Annotated in this window: 20 protein-coding genes; 10 read left to right on the top strand and 10 right to left on the bottom strand. The window is 38.9% G+C overall.

The annotated features are described in order from the left end of the window. The first annotated feature begins 76 nt into the window (after positions 1-76). The 5 genes from AC2G3J_RS02425 to AC2G3J_RS02405 all read left to right on the top strand — a co-directional run bounded on the left by AC2G3J_RS02425 (position 77) and on the right by AC2G3J_RS02405 (position 7,045). Positions 77-1,441, top strand: coding sequence for a MacA family efflux pump subunit (locus AC2G3J_RS02425; RefSeq protein ID WP_483770612.1), 1,365 nt, complete (start codon positions 77-79; stop codon positions 1,439-1,441). 2 nt (positions 1,442-1,443) lie between these two features. Beyond that, the gene (locus tag AC2G3J_RS02420) at positions 1,444-3,435 is read left to right on the top strand and encodes a MacB family efflux pump subunit (protein WP_105714400.1); all 1,992 of its coding nucleotides are present in this window, start codon (positions 1,444-1,446) and stop codon (positions 3,433-3,435) included. 22 nt (positions 3,436-3,457) lie between these two features. Further along, positions 3,458-4,861: an efflux transporter outer membrane subunit gene (locus AC2G3J_RS02415; RefSeq protein ID WP_419327673.1), complete on the top strand. Its 1,404-nt coding sequence runs from the start codon at positions 3,458-3,460 to the stop codon at positions 4,859-4,861. A gap of 138 nt (positions 4,862-4,999) precedes the next feature. Then, the gene (locus tag AC2G3J_RS02410) at positions 5,000-5,956 is read left to right on the top strand and encodes a formylglycine-generating enzyme family protein (protein ID WP_483770611.1); all 957 of its coding nucleotides are present in this window, start codon (positions 5,000-5,002) and stop codon (positions 5,954-5,956) included. 126 nt (positions 5,957-6,082) lie between these two features. Continuing rightward, entirely contained in the window at positions 6,083-7,045 is a 963-nt protein-coding gene (locus AC2G3J_RS02405; RefSeq protein WP_336953541.1) for a formylglycine-generating enzyme family protein, read from the top strand. 147 nt (positions 7,046-7,192) lie between these two features. Here AC2G3J_RS02405 and AC2G3J_RS02400 read toward each other — a convergent pair whose 3' ends face one another. The 5 genes from AC2G3J_RS02400 to orn all read right to left on the bottom strand — a co-directional run bounded on the left by AC2G3J_RS02400 (position 7,193) and on the right by orn (position 15,588). After that, a complete protein-coding gene (locus tag AC2G3J_RS02400; protein WP_483770610.1) occupies positions 7,193-10,159 on the bottom strand; it encodes a hypothetical protein in 2,967 nt (988 codons plus the stop codon). A gap of 3 nt (positions 10,160-10,162) precedes the next feature. Then, positions 10,163-12,946 carry a type VI secretion system Vgr family protein gene (locus AC2G3J_RS02395; protein WP_483770609.1) on the bottom strand — a complete coding sequence of 928 codons (2,784 nt, stop codon included), beginning with the start codon at positions 12,944-12,946 and terminating at the stop codon, positions 10,163-10,165. Positions 12,947-13,119: 173 nt separating this feature from the next. Beyond that, positions 13,120-13,923, bottom strand: coding sequence for an enoyl-ACP reductase FabI (locus AC2G3J_RS02390; RefSeq protein WP_004725837.1), 804 nt, complete (start codon positions 13,921-13,923; stop codon positions 13,120-13,122). A gap of 161 nt (positions 13,924-14,084) precedes the next feature. Continuing rightward, positions 14,085-14,819, bottom strand: a complete 735-nt coding sequence (locus tag AC2G3J_RS02385; protein WP_004816949.1) for a Bax inhibitor-1/YccA family protein — start codon at positions 14,817-14,819, stop codon at positions 14,085-14,087. Between the two features lie 211 nt (positions 14,820-15,030). Next, the gene (gene orn / locus AC2G3J_RS02380) at positions 15,031-15,588 is read right to left on the bottom strand and encodes an oligoribonuclease (RefSeq protein WP_004725833.1); all 558 of its coding nucleotides are present in this window, start codon (positions 15,586-15,588) and stop codon (positions 15,031-15,033) included. Positions 15,589-15,710: 122 nt separating this feature from the next. Here orn and rsgA point away from each other — a divergent pair, with 122 nt between their 5' ends. From rsgA to AC2G3J_RS02355, 5 genes are all read left to right on the top strand, one after another. After that, positions 15,711-16,769, top strand: coding sequence for a small ribosomal subunit biogenesis GTPase RsgA (rsgA, locus tag AC2G3J_RS02375; RefSeq protein ID WP_004725830.1), 1,059 nt, complete (start codon positions 15,711-15,713; stop codon positions 16,767-16,769). Between the two features lie 91 nt (positions 16,770-16,860). After that, a complete protein-coding gene (locus tag AC2G3J_RS02370) occupies positions 16,861-17,271 on the top strand; it encodes a rhodanese-like domain-containing protein (RefSeq protein WP_004725828.1) in 411 nt (136 codons plus the stop codon). 16 nt (positions 17,272-17,287) lie between these two features. Then, positions 17,288-17,545 (top strand): glutaredoxin 3, encoded by a 258-nt coding sequence (gene grxC, locus AC2G3J_RS02365; protein WP_004725827.1) that lies wholly within the window; start codon positions 17,288-17,290, stop codon positions 17,543-17,545. Positions 17,546-17,593: 48 nt separating this feature from the next. Then, on the top strand, positions 17,594-18,052 hold the full coding sequence (secB, locus tag AC2G3J_RS02360) for a protein-export chaperone SecB (protein WP_004725824.1): 459 nt from the start codon (positions 17,594-17,596) through the stop codon (positions 18,050-18,052). Positions 18,053-18,190: 138 nt separating this feature from the next. After that, positions 18,191-18,670 carry a DUF4184 family protein gene (locus AC2G3J_RS02355; protein WP_419358810.1) on the top strand — a complete coding sequence of 160 codons (480 nt, stop codon included), beginning with the start codon at positions 18,191-18,193 and terminating at the stop codon, positions 18,668-18,670. Here the strand turns inward: AC2G3J_RS02355 and AC2G3J_RS02350 are convergent. The 5 genes from AC2G3J_RS02350 to AC2G3J_RS02330 form a co-directional block, all read right to left on the bottom strand. After that, a complete protein-coding gene (locus AC2G3J_RS02350) occupies positions 18,665-19,276 on the bottom strand; it encodes an alpha-ketoglutarate-dependent dioxygenase AlkB family protein (protein ID WP_483770608.1) in 612 nt (203 codons plus the stop codon). The genes AC2G3J_RS02355 and AC2G3J_RS02350 overlap by 6 nt on opposite strands. Then, complete coding sequence (locus AC2G3J_RS02345; RefSeq protein ID WP_419327727.1) at positions 19,263-19,508, bottom strand: Ada metal-binding domain-containing protein; 246 nt, start codon at positions 19,506-19,508, stop codon at positions 19,263-19,265. Before AC2G3J_RS02345 ends, AC2G3J_RS02350 begins: the two co-directional genes overlap by 14 nt. A 3-nt stretch (positions 19,509-19,511) precedes the next feature. Beyond that, positions 19,512-20,249 carry a 2OG-Fe(II) oxygenase gene (locus AC2G3J_RS02340; RefSeq protein ID WP_483770607.1) on the bottom strand — a complete coding sequence of 246 codons (738 nt, stop codon included), beginning with the start codon at positions 20,247-20,249 and terminating at the stop codon, positions 19,512-19,514. Beyond that, positions 20,236-21,075, bottom strand: a complete 840-nt coding sequence (locus AC2G3J_RS02335; protein ID WP_004816942.1) for a bifunctional transcriptional activator/DNA repair enzyme AdaA — start codon at positions 21,073-21,075, stop codon at positions 20,236-20,238. The genes AC2G3J_RS02340 and AC2G3J_RS02335 overlap by 14 nt, the downstream gene beginning before the upstream one ends. A gap of 162 nt (positions 21,076-21,237) precedes the next feature. Beyond that, the gene (locus AC2G3J_RS02330; RefSeq protein WP_004725812.1) at positions 21,238-21,612 is read right to left on the bottom strand and encodes a cytochrome b562; all 375 of its coding nucleotides are present in this window, start codon (positions 21,610-21,612) and stop codon (positions 21,238-21,240) included. Positions 21,613-21,665 lie beyond the last annotated feature (53 nt).

Here is a 21,665-nt window from a genome sequence, read left to right as displayed (position 1 = left end):
TTTTAAAAAATTCACGCTTTATCCTTATTTCCTCATTATAATTTGATCAATTTTTCTCTCAGCCCAAATTATCGCTATGCCAAAAATAAAACCAGCCAAAGCCATTCTTATAGCGGTCTGTCTTGCCATCATTGCAGCGATCGCATGGTACGTGTTAAAGCCTAAAAATACACAACCTCAGTATATAACCTCAGAAGTTACACGTGGTGATATTGAAGATGCGGTTCTTGCAACAGGTGATTTAGAAGCAACCAAGATGGTGAGCGTTGGTGCCCAGGTTTCAGGTCAAGTCAAAAAAATGTACGTCAAGCTGGGTGATCAAGTTAAACAAGGTCAATTAATTGCACAAATTGATTCAGTGCGTCAAAGCAATGACTTAAAAACGGCTGAAGCAAATATTAAAAATCAACAGGCCCAACTGACAACCAAACAAGCGACTTTAGCCAAAGCTGAGGCAGAATATAACCGCCAAAAAAATATGTATGCACAAGATGCAACGTCTAAAGCAGATTATGACAGTGCCTTAGCGGCATTTAAAACAGCACAAGCTGATATTGCTTCGATGGATGCACAAATTGAACAATCCAAACTTACACTTGCAACATCACAAGAAAACTTAGGTTATACCCGTATTGTTGCACCTATGGATGGCACAGTGGTAGCCATTGTGACCGAGGAAGGTCAAACGGTAAACGCCAACCAAAGTGCACCGACGATTGTGAAACTTGCAAAATTGGACACCATGACCATCAAAGCACAAGTGTCTGAAGCAGATGTCATGAAAGTTCAAGAAGGTCAAAAAGTTTATTTCACCACACTGGGGGATAGTGAGAAAAAACGCTATGCAACACTGCGTCAAGTAGAGCCAGCACCAGAATCAATTAACACTGAAACATCAAGCAATTCATCTTCATCATCAACAAGTACAGCAATTTATTATAATGCCCTATTCGATGTGCCAAACGATGACGGTAAACTCCGAATTGATATGACCGCACAGGTGTATATCATTCTTGCTGAAGCCAAAAATGCACTGACTGTTCCTGCTGCGGCATTACAGTCTTCAAACCGTCCACAACGTGCCAATAAATCCGCAAAAGGTGCATCTGGTGCAAATTCAACTCGTTCAGCATCTGCGCCTCAAGGTCAAGCAAATAAAAATGGACAAAATGCTGCTGATCGCCCAGAACGCCTTGAACTCACAGCAGATGAAAAGACTTTGATTAAAGAAGGTAAAGCTTCGGTTTCGATTGTTCGCGTTTTACAGGCGGATGGTAGTGCTCAACGTAAACAAGTTTTAATTGGTTTAAATAACCGTGTAACCGCCCAAGTACTACGTGGCCTCAATGAAGGTGATCAAGTTGTACTAGCAGATGGTTCAGATACATCTAATGACTCTGCAAAACGAAGCAATAAAAACAGTGGCCCAATGAGACTCTAAGCATGGATCAGAACAATCATCAGATCAAACCTCTACTTGAGGTCAGTAATCTGATTCGTGAGTTCCCTGCGGGTGAATCCACTATTCAGATTTTAAAGAGTATTAACCTTAAAATTTACCCTGGTGAACTGGTTGCTATTGTTGGGCAATCTGGTTCGGGTAAATCGACATTGATGAATATCTTGGGCTGTCTGGATCAACCCACATCAGGTAGTTATCAAGTCAATGGTCGTGAAACAGGTCAACTTGAACCTGACGAACTCGCGCAATTACGCCGTGAATATTTTGGCTTTATTTTCCAGCGCTATCACTTATTGGGTGATTTAAATGCCGCAGGAAACGTTGAAGTTCCAGCGATTTATGCTGGTATGGACCCGAGTGTGCGTCAAAAGCGTTCACATGAAATCTTGACTGACTTAGGACTCGGTGAAAAAACTGAAAACCGTCCAAATCAGCTTTCGGGTGGACAACAACAGCGTGTTTCAATTGCACGTGCTTTGATGAATGGTGGTGATGTCATCCTTGCGGATGAACCAACTGGTGCACTAGATAAGCACAGTGGTGTTGAGGTTATGCGTATTTTGCGTGAGCTCAATGCCAAAGGTCATACCATTATTCTGGTTACCCATGATATGAATGTGGCAAAAAATGCGACACGTATCATTGAAATCAGTGATGGTAACATCATCGCGGATAAGCCAAATGTTCCCGAACATGATGATGAGATTGATGTTGTTGTCGACCAAGAACCTAAGTCAAATCGTAAAAAATCATCCAAATGGCGCTCTGCATTAGATCGTTTTGCAGAAGCCTTTCGTATGGCATTGCTGGCAATGAATGCCCACCGTATGCGTACCTTTTTAACCATGCTGGGTATTATTATCGGGATTGCATCTGTGGTCTCGGTGGTGGCTTTGGGCAATGGCTCACAAAAGCAGATTCTTGATAACATCAGCAGTTTAGGCACCAATACCATTACCGTCTTTCAGGGACGTGGCTTTGGTGATAACTCGAAAACAGCACAGTTTAAAACCTTGGTTCCAGCAGATGCTGAAGCACTCTCAGAGCAACCTTATGTCGAAGCAGTCAGTCCAACAGTCAATAGTAGCGTAACAGCGCGTTTTAAAGACACCGAAGCTTCTGCAACCGTCAATGGTGTCAGTGCTGATTTCTTCTATGTACGTGGTATGACCTTTAAATCTGGGCAAGCTTTTGATAAAAACAGTATCACTGGGCGAGCGCAGGATGTGGTGATTGATGCCAATACTGAAAAGACTTTCTTTGCAGATGGCACTAACCCTGTAGGGCAAGTGCTGTTATTGGGTAGTGTTCCAAGCCGAATCATTGGTGTGATTGATGCACAGCAAGGTTTTATGGGCAACTCAGACAGTCTCAATGTTTATCTGCCTTATTCAACCGTCATGAGCCGAATGTTAGGCCAATCCAATGTCCGTAGCATCATCGTGCGTATTAAAGATGAATATCCAACTGCAGTTGCTGAAAATGCCATTTTAAGCTTGTTGGAACAACGCCATGGCGCACAGGATGTCTTTACTCAAAACTCTGACAGTATTCGTCAAACCATTGAACAGACCACTCAAACCATGACTTTACTGGTTTCAGCCATTGCGGTGATTTCCTTGGTTGTCGGTGGTATTGGGGTAATGAACATCATGTTGGTGTCGGTGACCGAGCGTACCCAAGAAATCGGTGTGCGTATGGCTGTAGGTGCTCGGCAAAGTGACATTCTGCAACAGTTCCTGATCGAAGCTGTTTTGGTGTGTATTTTGGGCGGTATCTTAGGGGTTCTGCTCTCTTTAGGCATTGGACAGTTAATTGGACATATTGCCAAAGGCAGTTTTCAAATGGCGTATTCAAGCACCTCTATCATTGCGGCATTTGTATGTTCAACCTTGATTGGTGTGGTATTTGGATTTATCCCAGCTCGCAATGCAGCACAGCTCAATCCTGTTGATGCACTTTCGCGTGAATAACCGAAGAATAAGGAAATTATTAATGCAAATGAATTTAAGCAAACTTGCAAGCGCCTTGATTCTTGGGAGTTCATTGGTCGGTTGTGCGGCTGTGGTTAAAACCCCATACGAGGCCCCTGCTGTGCAAATTCCAAATGGTTTTGTTTATGACAATGCAAAATCTAAACACGTTCAGGCAGATTTATATGCAGATCAGTGGTGGACCTTATTTGGTGATGCTCAGTTAAATCAACTGGTCAATCAAGTGATTCAACGTAATGCTGATTTGGCTGTCGCAGGGATTAACCTACAAACAGCCCGTTTAAGAGCTGGCTTAGCGCGTGACCAACAAGGTCCTCGTGTTAATTCTGGAGTATCTACAGGCCATAGCTTTGACCTTCATTCAGGTGATGATGCTGCCAAAGGTCTATCTCTCAGTGCGGGTGTCAGTTATGAAGTGGATCTGTTTGGAAAATTAGCACGTCAAACTGAAGCATCGAAGTGGGAATCTTTAGCCACTGAACAAGACTTACAAGCGACTGGGCAGACCTTAATTGCCACAACCGCAAATTTATATTGGCAATTGGGTTATTTAAATGAACGCTATAGCTCTGCCCAACAAAGCCTAGCTGCTACTCAAAAAACCTTTGAATTGGTGCGTACTCAATATCGCGCTGGCGCAGTTTCAGGACTAGATTTGACCCAAGCTGAGCAATCGGTGCAAAGCCAAAAAGCCAGTTTAAGTCAAATTGAACAGCAACGTGTTGAAACTCGTACCGCTTTGGCAGTGTTATTACAAATACCTGTGCAACAGTTAAATATTCAAGAACCACAGCAATTACCGCAGATCAGTCTACCCAATATCTCAGCGGGTTTACCGGCAGATATTTTATCGCGCCGTCCTGATTTAAAAGCAGCCGAATTGCGTTTACGTGAATCTTTGGCGACCAAAGATGCCACCAAAGCCAGCTATTATCCTTCAATCAGTTTGACGGGGAGTTTAGGTTCAACCAGCACATCATTGACAAATTTATTGAAAAATCCTGCACTGACTTTAGGCGCAAGCTTAAGCCTGCCGTTTTTGCAATATAATGATATGCAAAAGAATTTAAAAATCAGTGAACTGGACTATGAAAAAGCCATTGTTCAATATCGCAATACCTTGTACCAAGCTTTTGCAGATACTGAAAATGCATTGTCGAATCGTACTGAGCTAGATAAACAAGTCGCCTTTCAACAAAAGAACTTGGAACTTGCGGAAAAAACAGAACGTTTGACCAATGTACGCTATCGTAATGGTGCAATTGCTTTAAAAAATGTTTTGGATGCCCAAGAAACCACGCGTAGTGCTCGTTTGTCTTTAGTCCAAGCCAAGCAAAGCCAATACAATGCTTATGTCACTTTGATGCAAGCTTTGGGTGGTAGTCCGATTAAGCAATTACCTTAAGAATGTGTTGAGATAAGAAAGCCCTGAGGGGCTTTTTTTAAAATTACCATTTGAATAACACAAACGCTCTTTCCGAAAGATTCAATTTACCTTATGATTGATTTATATTTAGTCAACTCCATAATTTAAAACAATATAATGAAACATAATATAATCGCTATTTTACTCTCGAGCTTAGCCTTATCTGCTTGTGCAAAAACAACCAATGAGACACATACCAATTCAACAGCTCAAAAGTCCAATGAAAAAAATGATGTCGAGTTACAACAAAGAATTAAAACACTGGTAGACAAAACCAAAAAGAATATGATTTTTGTACAAGGTGGAACGTTTATGATGGGGGACTTCGGTGAACTCGTCAATAAAGGAAAATTACCCTTTGATGGCGATGGACATAGTAAACCTTTACACAAAGTCACTTTAGATAGTTATAGCCTAAATGCTTATAAGTCCAGTTATGAAGACTTAGACACTTATAGTGCAGCAACAGGGCAACCCAAAGTTATGAATGATCCTGATTTACAAGGTAAAAGATATAAAGATGCAGCTGCAGGGCTTAATTGGTATCAAGCACGCGACTATTGTCAATGGTTAGGTCAACAATTAAATGTGCCAATGGACTTACCAACTGAAGCACAATGGGAATATGCTGCTCGTAACCGTGGACAACAAGTGGTCTATCCCACCGATAATGGTAAAGTAGAATATGGTAAAAACTTTAATAGTTATGAACAACAACAAGCATTCACAGAAACTGTTGCAGAGAATTCGATAATACTCATCACTCAACTCGGTGCCCATCAGCCTACTCCATTAGGTTTTTACGATTTAATCAATGAAAACTTAGAATGGGTCGCTGACTGGTATGCACCTGACTATTATTCAAAATCGCCTGAAAAAAACCCCAAAGGGCCTGAGACAGGTACTGCAAAAGTACTTAGAAGTACCAATATTAATGATGAATATATGATTCGGACTTCTTTTGGCTTTACTTTTTCAAGAATGTTCATGGAACCTAAAAAGCCAAATGATGAATTATCCTACTATACTACCTCTGTTAGATGTGCGGCCAATAGCCCTAAACCTTTATCCTAAATTGTCTTTGTTATAAAACTCAAAGCTCGTTTGACCTTTATATTTTTTAACAGAATCAACCTTTATATCGTGCAAATTAGCAGTTAAGATAAAAACTAAAATACTGATAGTCTTATTTAAAAAATGATGAAACACAATATAATCGCTATTTTACTCTCGAGCTTAGCCTTATCTGCTTGTGCAAAAACAACCAACGAGACACATACCAATTCAACAGCTCAAAAGTCCAATGAAAAAAATGATCTTGAGTTACAACAAAGAATTAAAACACTGGTAGACAAAACCAAAAAGAACATGATTTTTGTACAGGGTGGAACGTTTATGATGGGTGACTTTGGTGAACTCGTGAATAAAGGGAAATTACCCTTTGATGGCGATGGACATAGTAAACCTTTACACAAGGTCACTTTAGATAGTTATAGCCTAAATGCATATAAGTCCAGTTATGAAGACCTAGACATCTATAGTTCAGCAACAGGACAACCCAAAGTTATGAACGATCCTGATATCATTGACAAGAGATATAAAGATGCTGCAGCTGGACTCAATTGGCAACAAGCACGTGATTATTGCCAATGGTTAGGTCAACAATTAAATGTACCTATGGACTTACCAACCGAAGCGCAGTGGGAATATGCTGCTCGTAACCGCGGTCAACAAGTGGTCTACCCCACCGATAATGGTAAAGTAGAATATGGTAAAAACTTTAATAGTTATCAACAACAAAAAGATTTCTCTCGTAAAGTTTCAGGGGATGCCATCATTTTAGTTTCTCAATTAGGTGCATACCAACCCACTCCATTAGGTTTTTATGATTTAATCAATGAAAATTTAGAATGGGTCGCTGACTGGTATGCGCCCGATTATTATTCTAAATCACCTGAAAAAAACCCCAAAGGACCTGAAACAGGTACAGCAAAAGTACTAAGAAGCACCAATACCAGAGATGAATATATGATTCGAACTGCTTTTGGCTTTACATTTTCAAGAACGTTTAAAGAACCTAATTTGCAAGGTCATGACTTTGAAGATTACTATAGAACTTCAGTGAGATGTGCAGCAAATAGTCTCAGCCCAATACAAAAATAAGATTAAATCTAGGTCCATTGATCTAAGCCTTTAGCATATCTTTCTTACCTAGAGAAAATGCTAAATTTAATTTTTAAATAATTAAAAAAGGCGCTTAGTAAATAAAATGTATAAATTACTTGTTATTCATTAAGCACCTTTATTTGCCTAAGTTAAATATGTGTCATTATCGGGTTCCGAAAATAATGGTCTATCATTGACACTCGCTAAATATAAAATTTCATTATTTTCTTCATATCCTTGCATAATTTTGACTTGTTTAAAAATACTATCATCCTGATTATAAGCAATTTGTGGTAAAGGCCACGTTTTAATACCTTCCAAACTCGTTCTTGCTTCTATAAAGTCTTTAACCCATTTATTGGTAGGTCCGGTATATTTTGTATTGCTATTTAAAGCCAAAACAATATTATCTATTTGAAACCGCACCAAGTTTAAACCGCTGGCTAAAAAATTGATAATATGTCTTTCTAAATTTTTCTGACCACCAGTTATTTTTTCACCCTCTGCATTTATTCGTTCTATAATATTTTTCCATTCATTTACATGCAATGTTGATTTAAAAATATTAACAATTGCTGTTTTTCTTTGATCCAAATAATGAATACCGTCCCAATCTACAGCTGGAAAATCATCATAATGCGCCCAACGAGTATTCCAATGGCATAGTGAATATATCAAAATCCCTTTGGAATTGGGTGTTAAACCAATCAATGACTGTAAATTATTATTAATATTTTGAGCACAGGCCAATTTTGCCTCTTCAGATTTAATTGTAGCTGTCCATTTCCTAAAATCACTAGATACAGCTTCAAAAAAGCGAGATGTATTTTTTAGCTGGATTGAATATTTTTTTAAAATTGTATAATCATTATTTGCTGCAAGCATCGCAAAAAGTTGTGACAATTGTTCAAATAAGTCAGTAGCAATATAGGCCAAATGCATAAAACCCATTTTCAGTAAATTCTTTTTGATAAACAGCATTAAAGATACTAAATCTTTAGGATTAACTTCTAAATCAACCGCACCTTTTGCCCCAACCCCATAACATAAATGAGCAGCCAATTTAATTCTTATCGAACCATTTGTGTGAATATACATATAAAAATTAAATTCTGCTCCTGCACCCCCACTGACTCCAGCGGTAAATGCTGCTTTTGCTAATGTTTCAAACTTAGGGTCTCCACTTGATTCACGAGGATTGCCATTTGCATTAAACCACTGCAATTCAACTTTTGGAGTGAGTGCTAACTGAGCGCCAGCAAAAGCCTTGACTTCCACTTGAGCTTTATTTAGCACATCAGGAGGTATATCTTCATTGCTTTTAACTTCTACTTTTAAGCCTTTTACTGCATCTACTGCATCTTTCATCGATTTTTTAGGATCATGTGAAATTGCTTGTAGTTTTTGATAGCCTGCAACGTTACCAATCGCGACACTCATTTGACCTGCAATTGCTAGATTTGCACCTGCAAATCCTTGTAATGCTGCACCTGCAACAACTCTAATTGTCGCAATGGGATCTCCATCATCAAAAACAATACTCCAACCGTATTTAGATGGCCAAAAAAAGTCCCAATTTGCTCGTCCCTCAAATAATACAAATTTTGCAGCCGCCTTCGCCTCAGCCTTACCATGTAAATGCTCTTTAGACAGATTAAGAGTAGCTTCTGTGCCATTTGTACCGACGAACCTCATCCACTGAGCATCAACAGTGAGTTCATCATTTTCACTCATCATATTATATTGATTAGAGTACTCTCCACCAACACGTCCCAACACAGGTAAATACAAGTCTCGGATACTTTTTTCATCTGCTGACTTTGATTTGTAATTTGCTAATTCAATGCCAACACCATTGATAAACTTTTTTAAGCTATTACTAAACTCTTGGGGATTAGATGTGCTTATCTCATCTGTTCCTTCTCTGGAATTTGCCCCTGTATCACTGGTAATTTTTATTTTAGTTGTGCTTTTATTTATCCTTTGAGTTCTTAACTCTTCAATTCTACGCCTGTTGGCATATCTTCTTAAGATATTCGGATTCCCATTTGAATTTCCACTTGCCTCTATTACAAGAACCTCTTGAATTTCTGCACTATTTTTAAATTCTCCATTAATTTTATCTAGTGCTTCTTTTTTCGCAATACCCAGTCTTTCTTCTATTTTCTTAATGTCAGATGGGCTTCTAGACTCAAGCTGTAATTCTAAATCCTTTTTATTCTTATAGATTGAAGATATAGATTTCTCAAAATCTTTAGTCAATTTATCAAATGGCTTAAAAACATCCATCGGTAAAATATAAATTTCATTAGATTCTGGAACAATGATTATTGGTAACGTTGTTTTAGCGCCTAAGCTCGCTGTATAAGTTTCTTTAGGATTTGTAGTGGTACTACTCAATTTAATTTCAAAAGCATGAAAATTCCCTTTGGTTGAAGCAACCAAAGGTGCCATTAATTGGGATTTAAATTTATGTCCATTCAGATCAAATTCGATATAGGTTTTATTATCAGTATACAAAAGATTGGATATCGATTTTTCATTCAATACACTTGGTTTAATTTGTTTTGATGAAGCATCCAACCTTTCATTCTTTTCATTAAATATTCTATAACCGCCTTTGGGGAAATACTTTATCTTTCCACCCAACCTCATAAAAACCTGATATAAAACAAAAGCCTTTTGCAATACCTCAATTTTTTTCTCTACAGTAACTGTTTCTTTTTTTATAGGCTTTAAATCTAGCTTTTGATTAAATACTGACCTCGTATCAATATAGCTATAACTTTCAGCATTTATTCTATAAATTCCATTTTTCCCGTCTCTTGTCTCAGGCTTCTTACCATTAACCCAAATAGTCACTTCTGCATTTAAATAAGCATCAAAATATATTGCTCTTGTCTCTCCTTTACTATTCGTTGAAAAAGAGTCTTGAGCTAATGTACCTCCACCTAGTGAGCTTAAATCTTTTACGATGAGCTTATAATTTACTCCTGCAAGTGAGTTTCCCACATTATCTTTAACAACCAAAATAAGTTTATTATTTTTTGGTTGTAGATTAGCTTTAAAAATGTCTTTATTTTGATTATTTTTTAATGGAAAGCCTCCCATAATTTATTCCTCTACTTTCAAATTGTAGCTATTAATATTTTCATCTTCTATATAAATAGAAATATTTTCTGGTGACCCTGTTGTTACTTTTTTAGTTTTTCCTTGGCTATCTGTAATACCCTGTATAACCTCACCATTTTGTAAAATCATTAAGTACTTTTTGTTCGCTAATGGATTTCCAAATAAATCTTTTGCTTCATAAGTTAAATAACAAGGTGTTTCTTTGAATTCATGAGATTTCATCTCAACCTTCGCACCACTGGTAAATTTCTGTTGTCCCGACTTCACCTCAAACAAACCACCTGTAGTTGAAAATACCCCTGAACCATTGATCTTTAACTCAGAACCATCCCCTATCAGTCTGATCTCTTTCGGGCTGGTAATATAAACTGCTTCTTCAGTAGAGATAATTTGAATACCTTTACGTGCAATCAAATCCGCACCATCGCCTTGTGCTTGGATTTCAACTTTACCTTTTCCAGCAAATAACCTTGCCCCTTCCTGTGCCGCAAAAAGACTGATCTTAGCACTGGCATGCCCAATCAAAGCCTTTTGTGTGCTTAGGTTGATACTGTCGCCTGCGGTATGACTGATTTGCCCATCTGCTGAAAGATGAATATCTTCGTTACTGGCAAGCGCAATCGAATTAGGTGAAGCCAACATCATCACCGCAGACTTAAATGCATTTGCTTTTTCCGGATCTTGTTGGTCTAGTGTATTGATAAATCCTTTTATTCTTTCCAACACTTCCAAAGGATCAGTTTGCTGATTCTTGGCAACTTCACTTAAGGCCTTAGAATTATTTAGGCTGCTTTCTAACTGACTTTTCGCGGCTGTTGCATCAAGGTGATTGCCTGAAGCTGAATCTTGAGCATAGGTACTGAGTAGTAGGCCTTGCCCTGCACGTACTGCACCCCATTGGTCTGTTCTCAGTTCAAAGCCTTCACCTCGTCCTTCACTGGTATCAGTTTCTTTAGGATGACTCAGATTACCGAGGTTAAGTTGACTCGCACCGTGACTACTTTGTAGCTGACTGCTGATTTGGTCTGTGGTATCATCAAATCTAAGCTGGCCATAGCCACTGCCTTTAACTTCTCGACTTTTGATCCCTGCCAGTTTTTTAGTATCAGGCAATTGCCCTTTGTCATCAAATTTCGTTGGGCTTCGTTGCGCTTCATGAATACGCCCCACCACAAATGGTCGGTCAATATTGCCATCAAAGAAATCTATCACAACAATCTCACCAATCCTCGGTAAGAACCGTGCACCATAGCCTTCACCTGCCCACGGGGTCAGTACATCCACCCAAGCGGAATCGGTGTCGTTGTCATTGCTCCCTGCACCACCATCATGACTGTGATCTTCATTGCGGGTAAATAGGAAGCGAACTTTAATACGCCCCCATTCATCGACATGAATTTCTTCTCCACTTGGCCCTACCACTTTGGCACGTTGTGGATGAGTACTTGGACAGTGTTGTAGTGGGTGGTATTCAGGAACAGTGGTGATATTACGGCGTTGTAGTACCAATTGATTGGCTTGGCGCTCTGGGTTATTTGAGTCTACATTTGAATTGACCCAATTACTTTGTTTGAGCAAGCGATTGATTTGCTCGCTCAGGTCTTTGGGTAAGTTGTTCTGGTTATAGAATGTCTTTGACGTGATCAGAAACTCTTTGTCTGAGCCAATGTGTTGGTCTATTTCTGGGTGTTCGTTTAACTCAAACCAATACCCCACTTGTGCATCACGTACTGTAGATATTGCGGTAAATTGTTTGGCTTGTGAATCATAGTAATTGCTTAGGTTTTGGTTAATCTTTTCAATCTGATTGTTATTTGAGGCAGTTGCTTGATCTTCACCGTTCAGGTCTTGAATCCATGCTGGGCTAATATGCCAAGCCTGTTCTAAACCAAGACTGGCATTGTTTTGATTTTGACTATGTTGGTGTTTGCTTTGGACACTACCTGCGCCCTCTTCTTGTTCTAACACATCTGCTTGCCAGCGTTGTACGTGAACAGCGGTGGGTTGTAAGCTACGTTGCCCGATAAAGCTGGTGATGCTGTCTTGTTGTTCTGTGGCACTGCTACGATGGAAACGAATTTTTCTTCGTTCTAGCACTTTGTATTCGCTGTTGTCATCCACTAAACGCAGTTTTTGTGGCTGAATTTGGGTCGCAGCGCTTGCTACAATCAATTGCGCTTCATCAATCAGCCAGTTGATCCCTTCACTGCGCATCAGGCGGGTTAAAAATGCATAATCGCTTTCGTTACTCTGCATGATGAATGGTCGAATATCGTAATCTTTTTTAAGACCACTTTTATCGAGGCTTAGACTGGAGGCAAAGAGTGGGCTTTTGTCTTGCCATTCTTTAAACAGCGTTTCTATGACTTGCACAACCGACTTATTCATAAACACTCGGCTATTACGGCGTTTATGCCACAGTGAAGTGGCATCTTCGAGTTTGAGTTTATATAGTGTCAGTGCGCCATCACTCTGCCCTTGTGCGGCCTCAGTAATCACCCCTGTGCTACGAAATAGTTGTCCATGATCTGTGACTTGATCAATGGCCACTTGGCTACCGATAAATTGTTTAAGTGGAATCACAGCCGAAGTGGCAAGGCAAATCAGTTCAATAGACACACCTTGGTTTAGACCATGTTGCCCATCGATGCGTTGTAAGAAGACTTGAGCAGTCAAATCAGGATTGCTAAATTGGATATGCAAGGCTCGTTTTTGCGCAGTCAATCCAAGGTGTTGCAGAGCCGAAAATATATTGGCAAAATTCATTTTCTTATCAAACTTAAAATAATATTAATATTTATGAACATTTAATCAAAAAAAACGATTGAATCCTAGTTTATTGATCGGTTAATTTTTTAAAATTTGTAAAAAAACCTCAATATTCACGTTTTAATATTGAGGTTTATGTCTTTAATTCAATCAGTTAAATAAACTTAACTTTATTCGCTATCCATCATCGACTGGCTCATACCGACCGTATTAAAACCAGCATCGACATACAGAATTTCACCAGTGATCCCATTTGCCCAAGGTGAGCATAGGAATAAGGCTGCATTACCAACGTCTTCAATCGTCACATTACGTTTTAACGGTGCAATTTTTTCATTAGCATCTAACATTTTACGGAAAGATTTAATCCCAGATGCCGCTAAAGTACGGATTGGACCTGCTGAAATTGCATTTACACGGATACCCTCAGCACCTAAGCTTGATGCTAAATAACGTACCCCTGCTTCCAAAGATGCTTTCGCCATACCCATAACATTATAGTTTGGCATAACAGACTCTGAACCTTGGTAAGTTAAAGTCAATAAACAGCCTTGGCGAGCCAACAATAAAGGTTTTGCTGCACGTGCCATAGCAACAAAACTATAAGCACTGATGTCATGAGCAATTTTAAAACCTTCACGATCTGTGACGTCCGTGAAATCACCATCAAGTGTATGCGCAGGTGCAAAGCCGATTGAATGTACAACACCATCCAAACCATCCCAATGCTTTGCTAATTCAGCAAATGCATGGTCAATCTCAGCATCCACAGCAACATCACAAGGAAAAACTAAAGTAGAACCGAATTGTTCTGCAAAATCATCTACACGTTTTTTTAGTTTATCGTTTGGATAAGTAAATGCGAGTTCTGCACCTTCACGATGTAATGCCTGAGCAATACCAAATGCAATGGATAATTTACTTGCAATACCCGCGATTAAAAAGCGTTTACCTGCCAATAGTCCTTGTGCCATGAAATTCTCACCTGATCAATTTTGTAAGCATAATGCCAAGTCTTGACCCATAACTAAATTGCATAATGCATCTTTTTTTTAAAGTTTACTAAAAACATAAAAAAAGGCGCACTGAATCGAGTGCGCCTTTTTAAATCTATCAATCTATATAAAGGGAATAATTAATCATCACCTTGCAACAAGCTCAATAAACGTAAGAATGAATAGTACATCCATACCAATGTTGCCAATAAAGCGATACCACATAACCATTCATAGGCTTTCGGTGCACGTTGTGCAGCAGCAGATTCAATCAAATCAAAATCAAGAATCAAGTTCAATGATGCGATCACCGCAACAAATGCAGCAAAACCAATACCTAAAATGCTACTTTCAAATAAGAATGGAATGCTTGAACCAAAAGCCAAACGCATAATGAACTGCACCACAAAAACCAATGCAATTGCGATAGATGCTGAAATTACAATAGATTTGAATTTTTCAGTCGCACGAATAATTTGGAATTTATATAAACCAAACATCACTAAAGTTGTGATAAATGTAGCTAAAAGTGCTTGTAATGGTACGCCCGGAAACTTCAGTTGGAAGATCACTGAAACACCACCCAAAAATGCACCTTCAAAGAATGCATAAGGAATAGCTAAAACACGTGCGGTATTCGGTTTAAATGTAGCAACCAATCCAAGAATCAAACCACCAATTGCACCGACCATTGCGGCAGCATAGGCAATTCCAACATTCATTGTGGTAAAGCTATAGAAAAAAATTCCAACACCGAGTATGGCCGCAATAACAGTCAATAAAACTGATTTTTGAATTGCGCCTTGTACAGTCATTGGCTGTTCATAATCTGCATACGTTTCCGCACGCGTTAAAATTGGGTTATTACTTTGCATAGTCAATCTCTTTGTAATAATTCAAATATATATAAGGATATTAAAACGTTTTTTATGCAAACAATTTGAACTGCTTGCTATTTTTTGTAACGAGTTGTCAGAGGACATCAGCTTTAGTATAGCTTAAAAAACCAAAATGCATAGCAAAAAAAGAGGCTAAAAAGCCTCTTGTTTCAATCTGATATGTAATGAGATTTAACCACTCAGATGATTAATCTTGATTGGCGATAAAGAAATACTGACGATAATATTTAAGTTCAGCAATCGAATCGCGGATATCATCCATTGCCAAATGTGAAGCATTTTTCTTTAAACCGCTCATAATTTCAGGTCTCCAGCGTTTTGCTAACTCTTTCACTGAAGACACGTCCAAATTACGATAATGGAAGAATTGTTCAAGCTCAGGCATTAAACGGTGCATAAAACGGCGATCTTGGCAAATTGAATTACCACACATTGGCGAAGTTTTAGGATTAATCCATTTCTTCAAAAATTCTAAGGTTTGCTGCTCTGCATCTTGCGCTGTGAGTTTACTACGACGTACTCGTTCAATCAGCCCTGACTGACCATGTTGTTTGGTGTTCCACTCATCCATTGCATTGAGGATAACATCTGATTGATGCACTGCGAGTACAGGCCCTTCCGCCAAAATGTTCAAATGATCATCTGTTACAATTGTCGCAATTTCAATGATCTTGTCATTATCTGTATCTAAACCTGTCATCTCTAGGTCGATCCAAATTAAGCGGGTATCCGGAGTGCTGCTCATATAGTGCAATCTTATTAGGCCAATAAAAAATGAATAGTAGCAAATTTCTTACATCTTCGCTGTAATTCATTCGCCTGTCATGGTATTTTTGCCTTCTCATTTTTAAGGTTTTTAGGATATGAATGGCTTTAATTCGTAAACGTCGTTTAACTGAACAGCAGCAACGCCGCATTCAGAAACAACATAAAACACGTCAAGAAGAAATCGACACTTCCAATGACCTTGAAGGTCTTGTTGTTCAGCATTATGGACGACAACTCGAAGTACAAGCCCTTTCTGTTCCTACTCAACATCCGCAAAAACCGATCGTCAATGAAGGTGATCCAGAGCCCTTTTGGAAACCGATTGAATTAGGCAGTGTTTGGCGCTGTCATACACGAACCAATTTAGAGCTGTTAGTGACGGGCGACAAAGTTCAATGGCAAGCAGATCCCAATACAGGTTTAGGCATCATCACCGCCATTCATCCAAGGACTTCATTGTTAACACGTCCCGATCGTTATCATAAAGTTAAACCTGTCGCAGCCAATATCAGTTTAATTGTCATCGTCTTTGCAACTCTGCCTGAGCCAGCACCCACGCTGATTGATCGCTATTTAGTGGCATGTGCGGATGCTGATATTCCAGTCCTTTTGGTATTAAACAAATCAGATTTACTCAAAGAAAATGACCCTATTTTAGATCTGATTAAAGAATATCAAGACTTAGGCTATGAAGTACTGATTACTCAGTCTGAAGGTGATATTAGCGAATTAAAGCAACGACTCGACAACGAAACTGTTGCTTTCGTTGGGCAATCAGGTGTCGGCAAAAGTACCTTGATTAATGTCATCGTTCCTGATGCAGAGCAGAAGACCAATATTATTTCTGAAAACTCGGCGCTCGGACAACATACAACGACCTCTACCCGTTTGATTCGTTTTGGTGAAAATGGCGCCTTGATCGACTCGCCCGGCATCCGTGAATTTGGGCTTTGGCATTTGAGCCTAGAAAAGATTGATGCAGGCTTTCCTGAAATTTCGAACTTGATTGGGCATTGCCAATATCGTAATTGCACGCACACGCATGAGAAACAGTGCGCCATTAAAAAAGCGGTAGAAAATGGTGAAATTCTAGCCAGACGACATGAAAGTTATTTACGCTTAATTGAAGAAATCACTGATGCGCAACAAAAAAATTAAATTTCTTCTTTGAGAACCTTGAAGCGGTGATTTTGATCACCATATATATACGCTATACTCGACGCAATTTTTGATTGTAATTAGGTGACTTGTGGAACGTTGGTTTGAGTTTATGGGGAATCACCCCTTCTTATTTGGTATTTTAGGGGTACTGGCGATCTTGTTCTTTATTTTTGAAGGACAACGCAGTGGTCGTAAGATTTCACCACAATCACTTGGTATTTTAGTAAAAGCTAAAAATGCGATGTTGATTGATTTACGCGATGCTAAAGATTTCCGTGAAGGTCATGTGAGTGGCAGCCGCAACATTCCATACAGTCAAATTGCCAGTCACATTGAAGAGTTAAAAACTGCTGACCGTCCTTTAGTATTTATCTGTAACTTAGGTCAAGTTGCAGGAAGTGCTTTGCAACAAGTCGGCCATGCAGACAGCTATCGTCTTGATGGTGGTATCAGTAACTGGAAAGCCCAAGGCTTGCCATTAGTTAAAGCTAAAAAATAAGCTTAAGGAGCTCAACATGACTGCTGAAGTAAAAGTATATTCAACAACTTTTTGCCCATACTGTGTACGTGCGAAATCTCTACTTGAGCGTAAAGGTGTTGCTTTTACCGAAATCAATCTCGATGAAGAAGCACCTGAAGTTAAGACTGAGCTGATCCAGAAAACTCGACACCGTACAGTGCCACAAATTTTTATTAATAATGAATTTATCGGTGGTTTTGACCAGCTTTATGCTTTAGAAAAAGCCGGCAAACTCGATGAGTTACTTGGTTAATCCACAACTTAATTAATGAATCACTTCTTAAAATTTAAGGAATAAAGAATGAGTGAAGAACAACAAGCTCAACCACAACTTGCTTTAGAACGTATTTATACAAAAGACATTTCTTTTGAAGTACCTGGGGCTCAAGTTTTTACCAAAGAATGGCAACCTGAATTAAACATCAACTTGTCTTCTGCTGCTGAAAAAGTGGATGCAACCCACTTTGAAGTGTCTTTAAAAGTTGTTGTTCAAGCGAACAATGCTGGCGATACAGCATTTATCGTCGATGTAACGCAATCAGGTATTTTCTTGATTGATGGTATTGAAGAAGACCGCCTTCCATACATCTTAGGCGCTTACTGCCCGAACATTTTGTTCCCATTCTTGCGTGAAGCAGTTAATGATCTTGTAACGAAAGGTAGCTTCCCTCAATTACTTCTTACGCCAATCAATTTTGATGCAGAGTTTGAAGCAAATATGGAACGTGCCCAAGGCGCTGCTGCTGAAGGCCAAGCTTAATTTCTCAGTAATTAAGTTTAAAAGACCGCGCTATGCGGTCTTTTTTATGTTTGATCAGATAAAATCACTCAAACTTCACAAACGTGGGTGATGCAATTTTTTATAATTTAAACATCACAATAAGCATGAAAAATAACAATGCCATTTACCCCCTTACATTTGGGCTTAGGCGCAAGTTGTAAAGCCATTGCAAATAAAAAATTTAGCTTGTTAATCTTCTTCGGTGTCCAGGTTTTGATGGATATCGAACCTCTAGTTGGTATTATTCAAGGCTGGACCACACTCCATTTATATACTCATAATTTACTTGGTGCTTTGTTGATTGCTTTGCTTGCAGTCCCCATAGGTAAAGTGATGAGTGAGTTTTGCTTACGCAACTTATTTAAACAAGCAAACTGGCAGATCACATGGCAAGTGGCGACAGTCAGTGCCTTGGTCGGTAGTTTTAGCCATGTTTTTTTAGATGCTTTGATGCATGCAGATATGTATCCCTTTTATCCGCTGAGTTATTCTCAAGTTTTACTCAACATGATTCCCTACAATTTTATTTTTTATGGGAGTTTAATCAATTTTATTTTTGCCACAATTGTTTGGCTTATCCGTGAGGAAAAATCATGATTCATCGATTGTTCTAAAGGTTAGATTAATCCGAGCCGTATGCACTTTCTTTGTTGGGGCTAAGCGGTGTAACCAATATGTTTGAGTGGTGTCTTTCATGACCAGCAAACTGCCATTTTCGAGAAAAATCTCAATCTTTTCTTGGCTATTTTTATGTTTAAAGGCAAATTTTCGAACCGCACCTAGGCTTAAAGATGCAATTGCGCCATTCTTTTTTAGATCTGTTTCACCATCACTGTGCCATGCCATACCCTCTTCACCCGTATGGTAAAGATTCAGTAAACAAGAATTAAATGTTTCACCCGTAATTAATTCAATCTGTTTTTTCAGTTCGAGTAATTCTTCAGTCCATGGCAAGGCATATTTGGAACTATTTGAATACGTGTATTCAAAAGCGCGATCTCCATACCAAGCCACTTTCCGTTTGGTGATGATCTTTTTGCCAAAAATAATCGCTTGGTCATTTTGCCATTCAATATGTGCGAGCAATTTCTCAAAATAATCATTGGCGATGGCTTCATCCATAATTTTTCCGAAATAATTCACTATTCCATCTTGTGTAAGCAAATTCTCATGGGGATCGGTTAGAAACTCAAGTTGTTGCATTTTTCCATTTCACATAGGCTGATTTCATACAGTGTCCACACGGGCGATATTGCAATGCCAAGGCTTCAGCTTCACTACTAAAGAATACCCGATTGGTTTTTAACATCCGCTTGCCCGAACCACAGTTTAAACGTCCATAAATTTTTAGCTTTTGATTGCCTGCAAATAAAATTTCAGCATTCCTGATTTTTCGATATAACGCCAAGCGCTCAATATCATCATGCTTAATCATCATTTAACTCACAGCATCATGAAAAATAATCCCCAATGTATAACGCTCCCCTGTATGCACCTGACTGACAGCATGCTTCATATTAACTCGATAATAACCATAAGTGCTTTTCTTGGGTCTAAACTGTGTGGTAAAAATTAACACATCCCCTTGATCAGGTTGTAAAACAATGGCTTTCGACTGTGCTCGTGGTACTTGCTCAGTCAACACCAACTCACCACCGGTAAAATCGGTATTGACTTGACTCAGTACAAATACCATTTGGATCGGAAAATAGACCTCGCCATATAGATCTTGATGTAAGGTATTAAAACCATCTTGCTGATAGTGCAAAATCAAAACAGTGGCTTTATTTTGACCCGCTTGTTGGCATTGTTGTAAAAATTCAAGATATGAATCTGGATAGTGTCGCTCCAACTTTAAAGCATCAGACCAAGCATTGGCGATAGGAACTAGATAGGGATAAAACTGAGTTCGAAGCTGTTGAAGCAAGTTTGGTAATGGATAATTAAAATATTTATACTCGCCATATCCAAAACGATGTTGCTGCATATTGACGGTTTTTCGATACAGTTGTTGATGGTTGTAATGACTTTTAATCAACTCACACAATTCATCAGATAAAAAGTCTTTAAGGATTGAGTAGCCTTGCGTATGCATCTGAGCACGGATTGTCTCCCAATCTAAACCCTCAATTTTATTGAGCAACGCTGTTGCTTGTTGTGGATTAAACGCTGGCATGTACTTGCACACCTTCCCAGCCAATCATAGCGGCTTTACGTGTTTTACCCCAATGATATTCACCTAAAACACCTGTTGCTTGAATCACACGATGACATGGAATTAAAAAAGCCACTGGATTATTGCCAATCGCAGTACCGACTGCACGGGAAGCTTTTGGATTTCCAATCTGTTCTGCAAGGTCTGCATAGGTCGCCAATTGTCCCATCGGGATTTTAAGCAAACTTTCCCAAACTTTAAGCTGAAAATCAGTACCTTTTAGATGCAGCTTAATTTGGCTCCATGGTTTTTGTTCAGATGAGAAAATGGCCAAAGCATGTTCATGCAAGGCATCTGCTTGCTGATAAAATCTTGCTTTAGGAAATTTTTCAACGAGTGCGCTATAGGCATCTTGCGCATGCTCCACAAAAGACATAAAGCAAATCCCTTTGGCTGTTGAAGCCACTAAAACCATTCCAAAGCGTGTTTCAGCATACTGGTAGTGGATGGTTAAGTTTTCCCCACCACTTTTGTATTCAGCAGGTGTCATCCCTTCAATTTGTATAAATAGATCATGCAAACGACTGGTGCTCGATAGTCCTGTGTCATACGTTGCATCAAATACCGAATGCTCTTGTTTTAACAAGTTTTTTGCATGTTCTATGCTGATATATTGCAAGAACTTCTTCGGACTGGTTCCAGCCCATTCTGTAAATAAACGTTGAAAATGTGCAGGGCTTAAATGAATATGCGCAGCCACCTCATCTAAATTCGGTTGTGCTTTAAAATTGTGTTTAATGTATTCAATGGCTTTTGCAATACGTTCAAACTGATTGTGCTGTTGCATCACATTTCTCCTCACTTTTCTACATCTAACTTAACAGGTGTTATGCGATGAGCAAATCCGAATCATGCTGAGTTTTTTGATTCAATATCTTTTAAAAATCTCCTCACAATAAAAAACCGTTAGTCATTAAAACTAACGGTTTTGTGCTTTCAAATGAATCGATTACTGATAGATCTTATGCCCTTGATCACGTATTTCAGCAATTTTCTTGCCTTCCATTTTTGCATGATCTAAATGACCACCTTTGACTAGCGCTTGAGTCTTATCAATTTGCGCAATCAATTGATCATATAACTGAGTCGAAGTTGGTGCACTAGCATCACCACGACCTTTAAGTTTGACTTTTTTAGCGTCCGTTGCAGCAGCACGCATATTATCTAAAGCTTTATTTGCTTCAGCGGCATTATTGGTTTGATTAAATGCTTTATAGTTTTTACCTAATGCCTGCATATTTTGTTGTAGCGTTGCAGCAAAAGTCATTGAGCTGAAACCTAAAGCAGAAATCATCATGACGGTGGCTAAAGTTTTTTTGATCATTATGATCTTCCTTAAAACTGTGGCTATTGTTGGGGGTAAAAAAGCCCATTGTG

Source organism: Acinetobacter legionensis, assembly GCF_057165765.1.
Note: the sequence above shows the minus strand (reverse complement) of the source record. Positions and strands in the feature narration are given on the sequence as shown.

Bases quoted from the DNA above. Each gene is read 5' to 3' on its own strand.
- AC2G3J_RS02425 (WP_483770612.1), top strand. From the start codon at position 77: ATGCCAAAAATAAAACCAGCCAAAGCCATTCTTATAGCGGTCTGTCTT.
- secB (WP_004725824.1), top strand. From the start codon at position 17,594: ATGAGTGAAGAACAACAAGCTCAACCACAACTTGCTTTAGAACGTATT.
- rsgA (WP_004725830.1), top strand. From the start codon at position 15,711: ATGGCTTTAATTCGTAAACGTCGTTTAACTGAACAGCAGCAACGCCGC.
- AC2G3J_RS02400 (WP_483770610.1), bottom strand. From the start codon at position 10,159: ATGGGAGGCTTTCCATTAAAAAATAATCAAAATAAAGACATTTTTAAA.
- AC2G3J_RS02395 (WP_483770609.1), bottom strand. From the start codon at position 12,946: ATGAATTTTGCCAATATATTTTCGGCTCTGCAACACCTTGGATTGACT.
- orn (WP_004725833.1), bottom strand. From the start codon at position 15,588: ATGAGCAGCACTCCGGATACCCGCTTAATTTGGATCGACCTAGAGATG.
- AC2G3J_RS02410 (WP_483770611.1), top strand. From the start codon at position 5,000: ATGAAACATAATATAATCGCTATTTTACTCTCGAGCTTAGCCTTATCT.
- AC2G3J_RS02330 (WP_004725812.1), bottom strand. From the start codon at position 21,612: ATGATCAAAAAAACTTTAGCCACCGTCATGATGATTTCTGCTTTAGGT.
- AC2G3J_RS02345 (WP_419327727.1), bottom strand. From the start codon at position 19,508: ATGATTAAGCATGATGATATTGAGCGCTTGGCGTTATATCGAAAAATC.
- grxC (WP_004725827.1), top strand. From the start codon at position 17,288: ATGACTGCTGAAGTAAAAGTATATTCAACAACTTTTTGCCCATACTGT.
- AC2G3J_RS02415 (WP_419327673.1), top strand. From the start codon at position 3,458: ATGCAAATGAATTTAAGCAAACTTGCAAGCGCCTTGATTCTTGGGAGT.
- AC2G3J_RS02405 (WP_336953541.1), top strand. From the start codon at position 6,083: ATGAAACACAATATAATCGCTATTTTACTCTCGAGCTTAGCCTTATCT.
- AC2G3J_RS02355 (WP_419358810.1), top strand. From the start codon at position 18,191: ATGCCATTTACCCCCTTACATTTGGGCTTAGGCGCAAGTTGTAAAGCC.
- AC2G3J_RS02340 (WP_483770607.1), bottom strand. From the start codon at position 20,249: ATGCCAGCGTTTAATCCACAACAAGCAACAGCGTTGCTCAATAAAATT.
- AC2G3J_RS02390 (WP_004725837.1), bottom strand. From the start codon at position 13,923: ATGGCACAAGGACTATTGGCAGGTAAACGCTTTTTAATCGCGGGTATT.
- AC2G3J_RS02385 (WP_004816949.1), bottom strand. From the start codon at position 14,819: ATGCAAAGTAATAACCCAATTTTAACGCGTGCGGAAACGTATGCAGAT.
- AC2G3J_RS02350 (WP_483770608.1), bottom strand. From the start codon at position 19,276: ATGCAACAACTTGAGTTTCTAACCGATCCCCATGAGAATTTGCTTACA.
- AC2G3J_RS02420 (WP_105714400.1), top strand. From the start codon at position 1,444: ATGGATCAGAACAATCATCAGATCAAACCTCTACTTGAGGTCAGTAAT.
- AC2G3J_RS02335 (WP_004816942.1), bottom strand. From the start codon at position 21,075: ATGCAACAGCACAATCAGTTTGAACGTATTGCAAAAGCCATTGAATAC.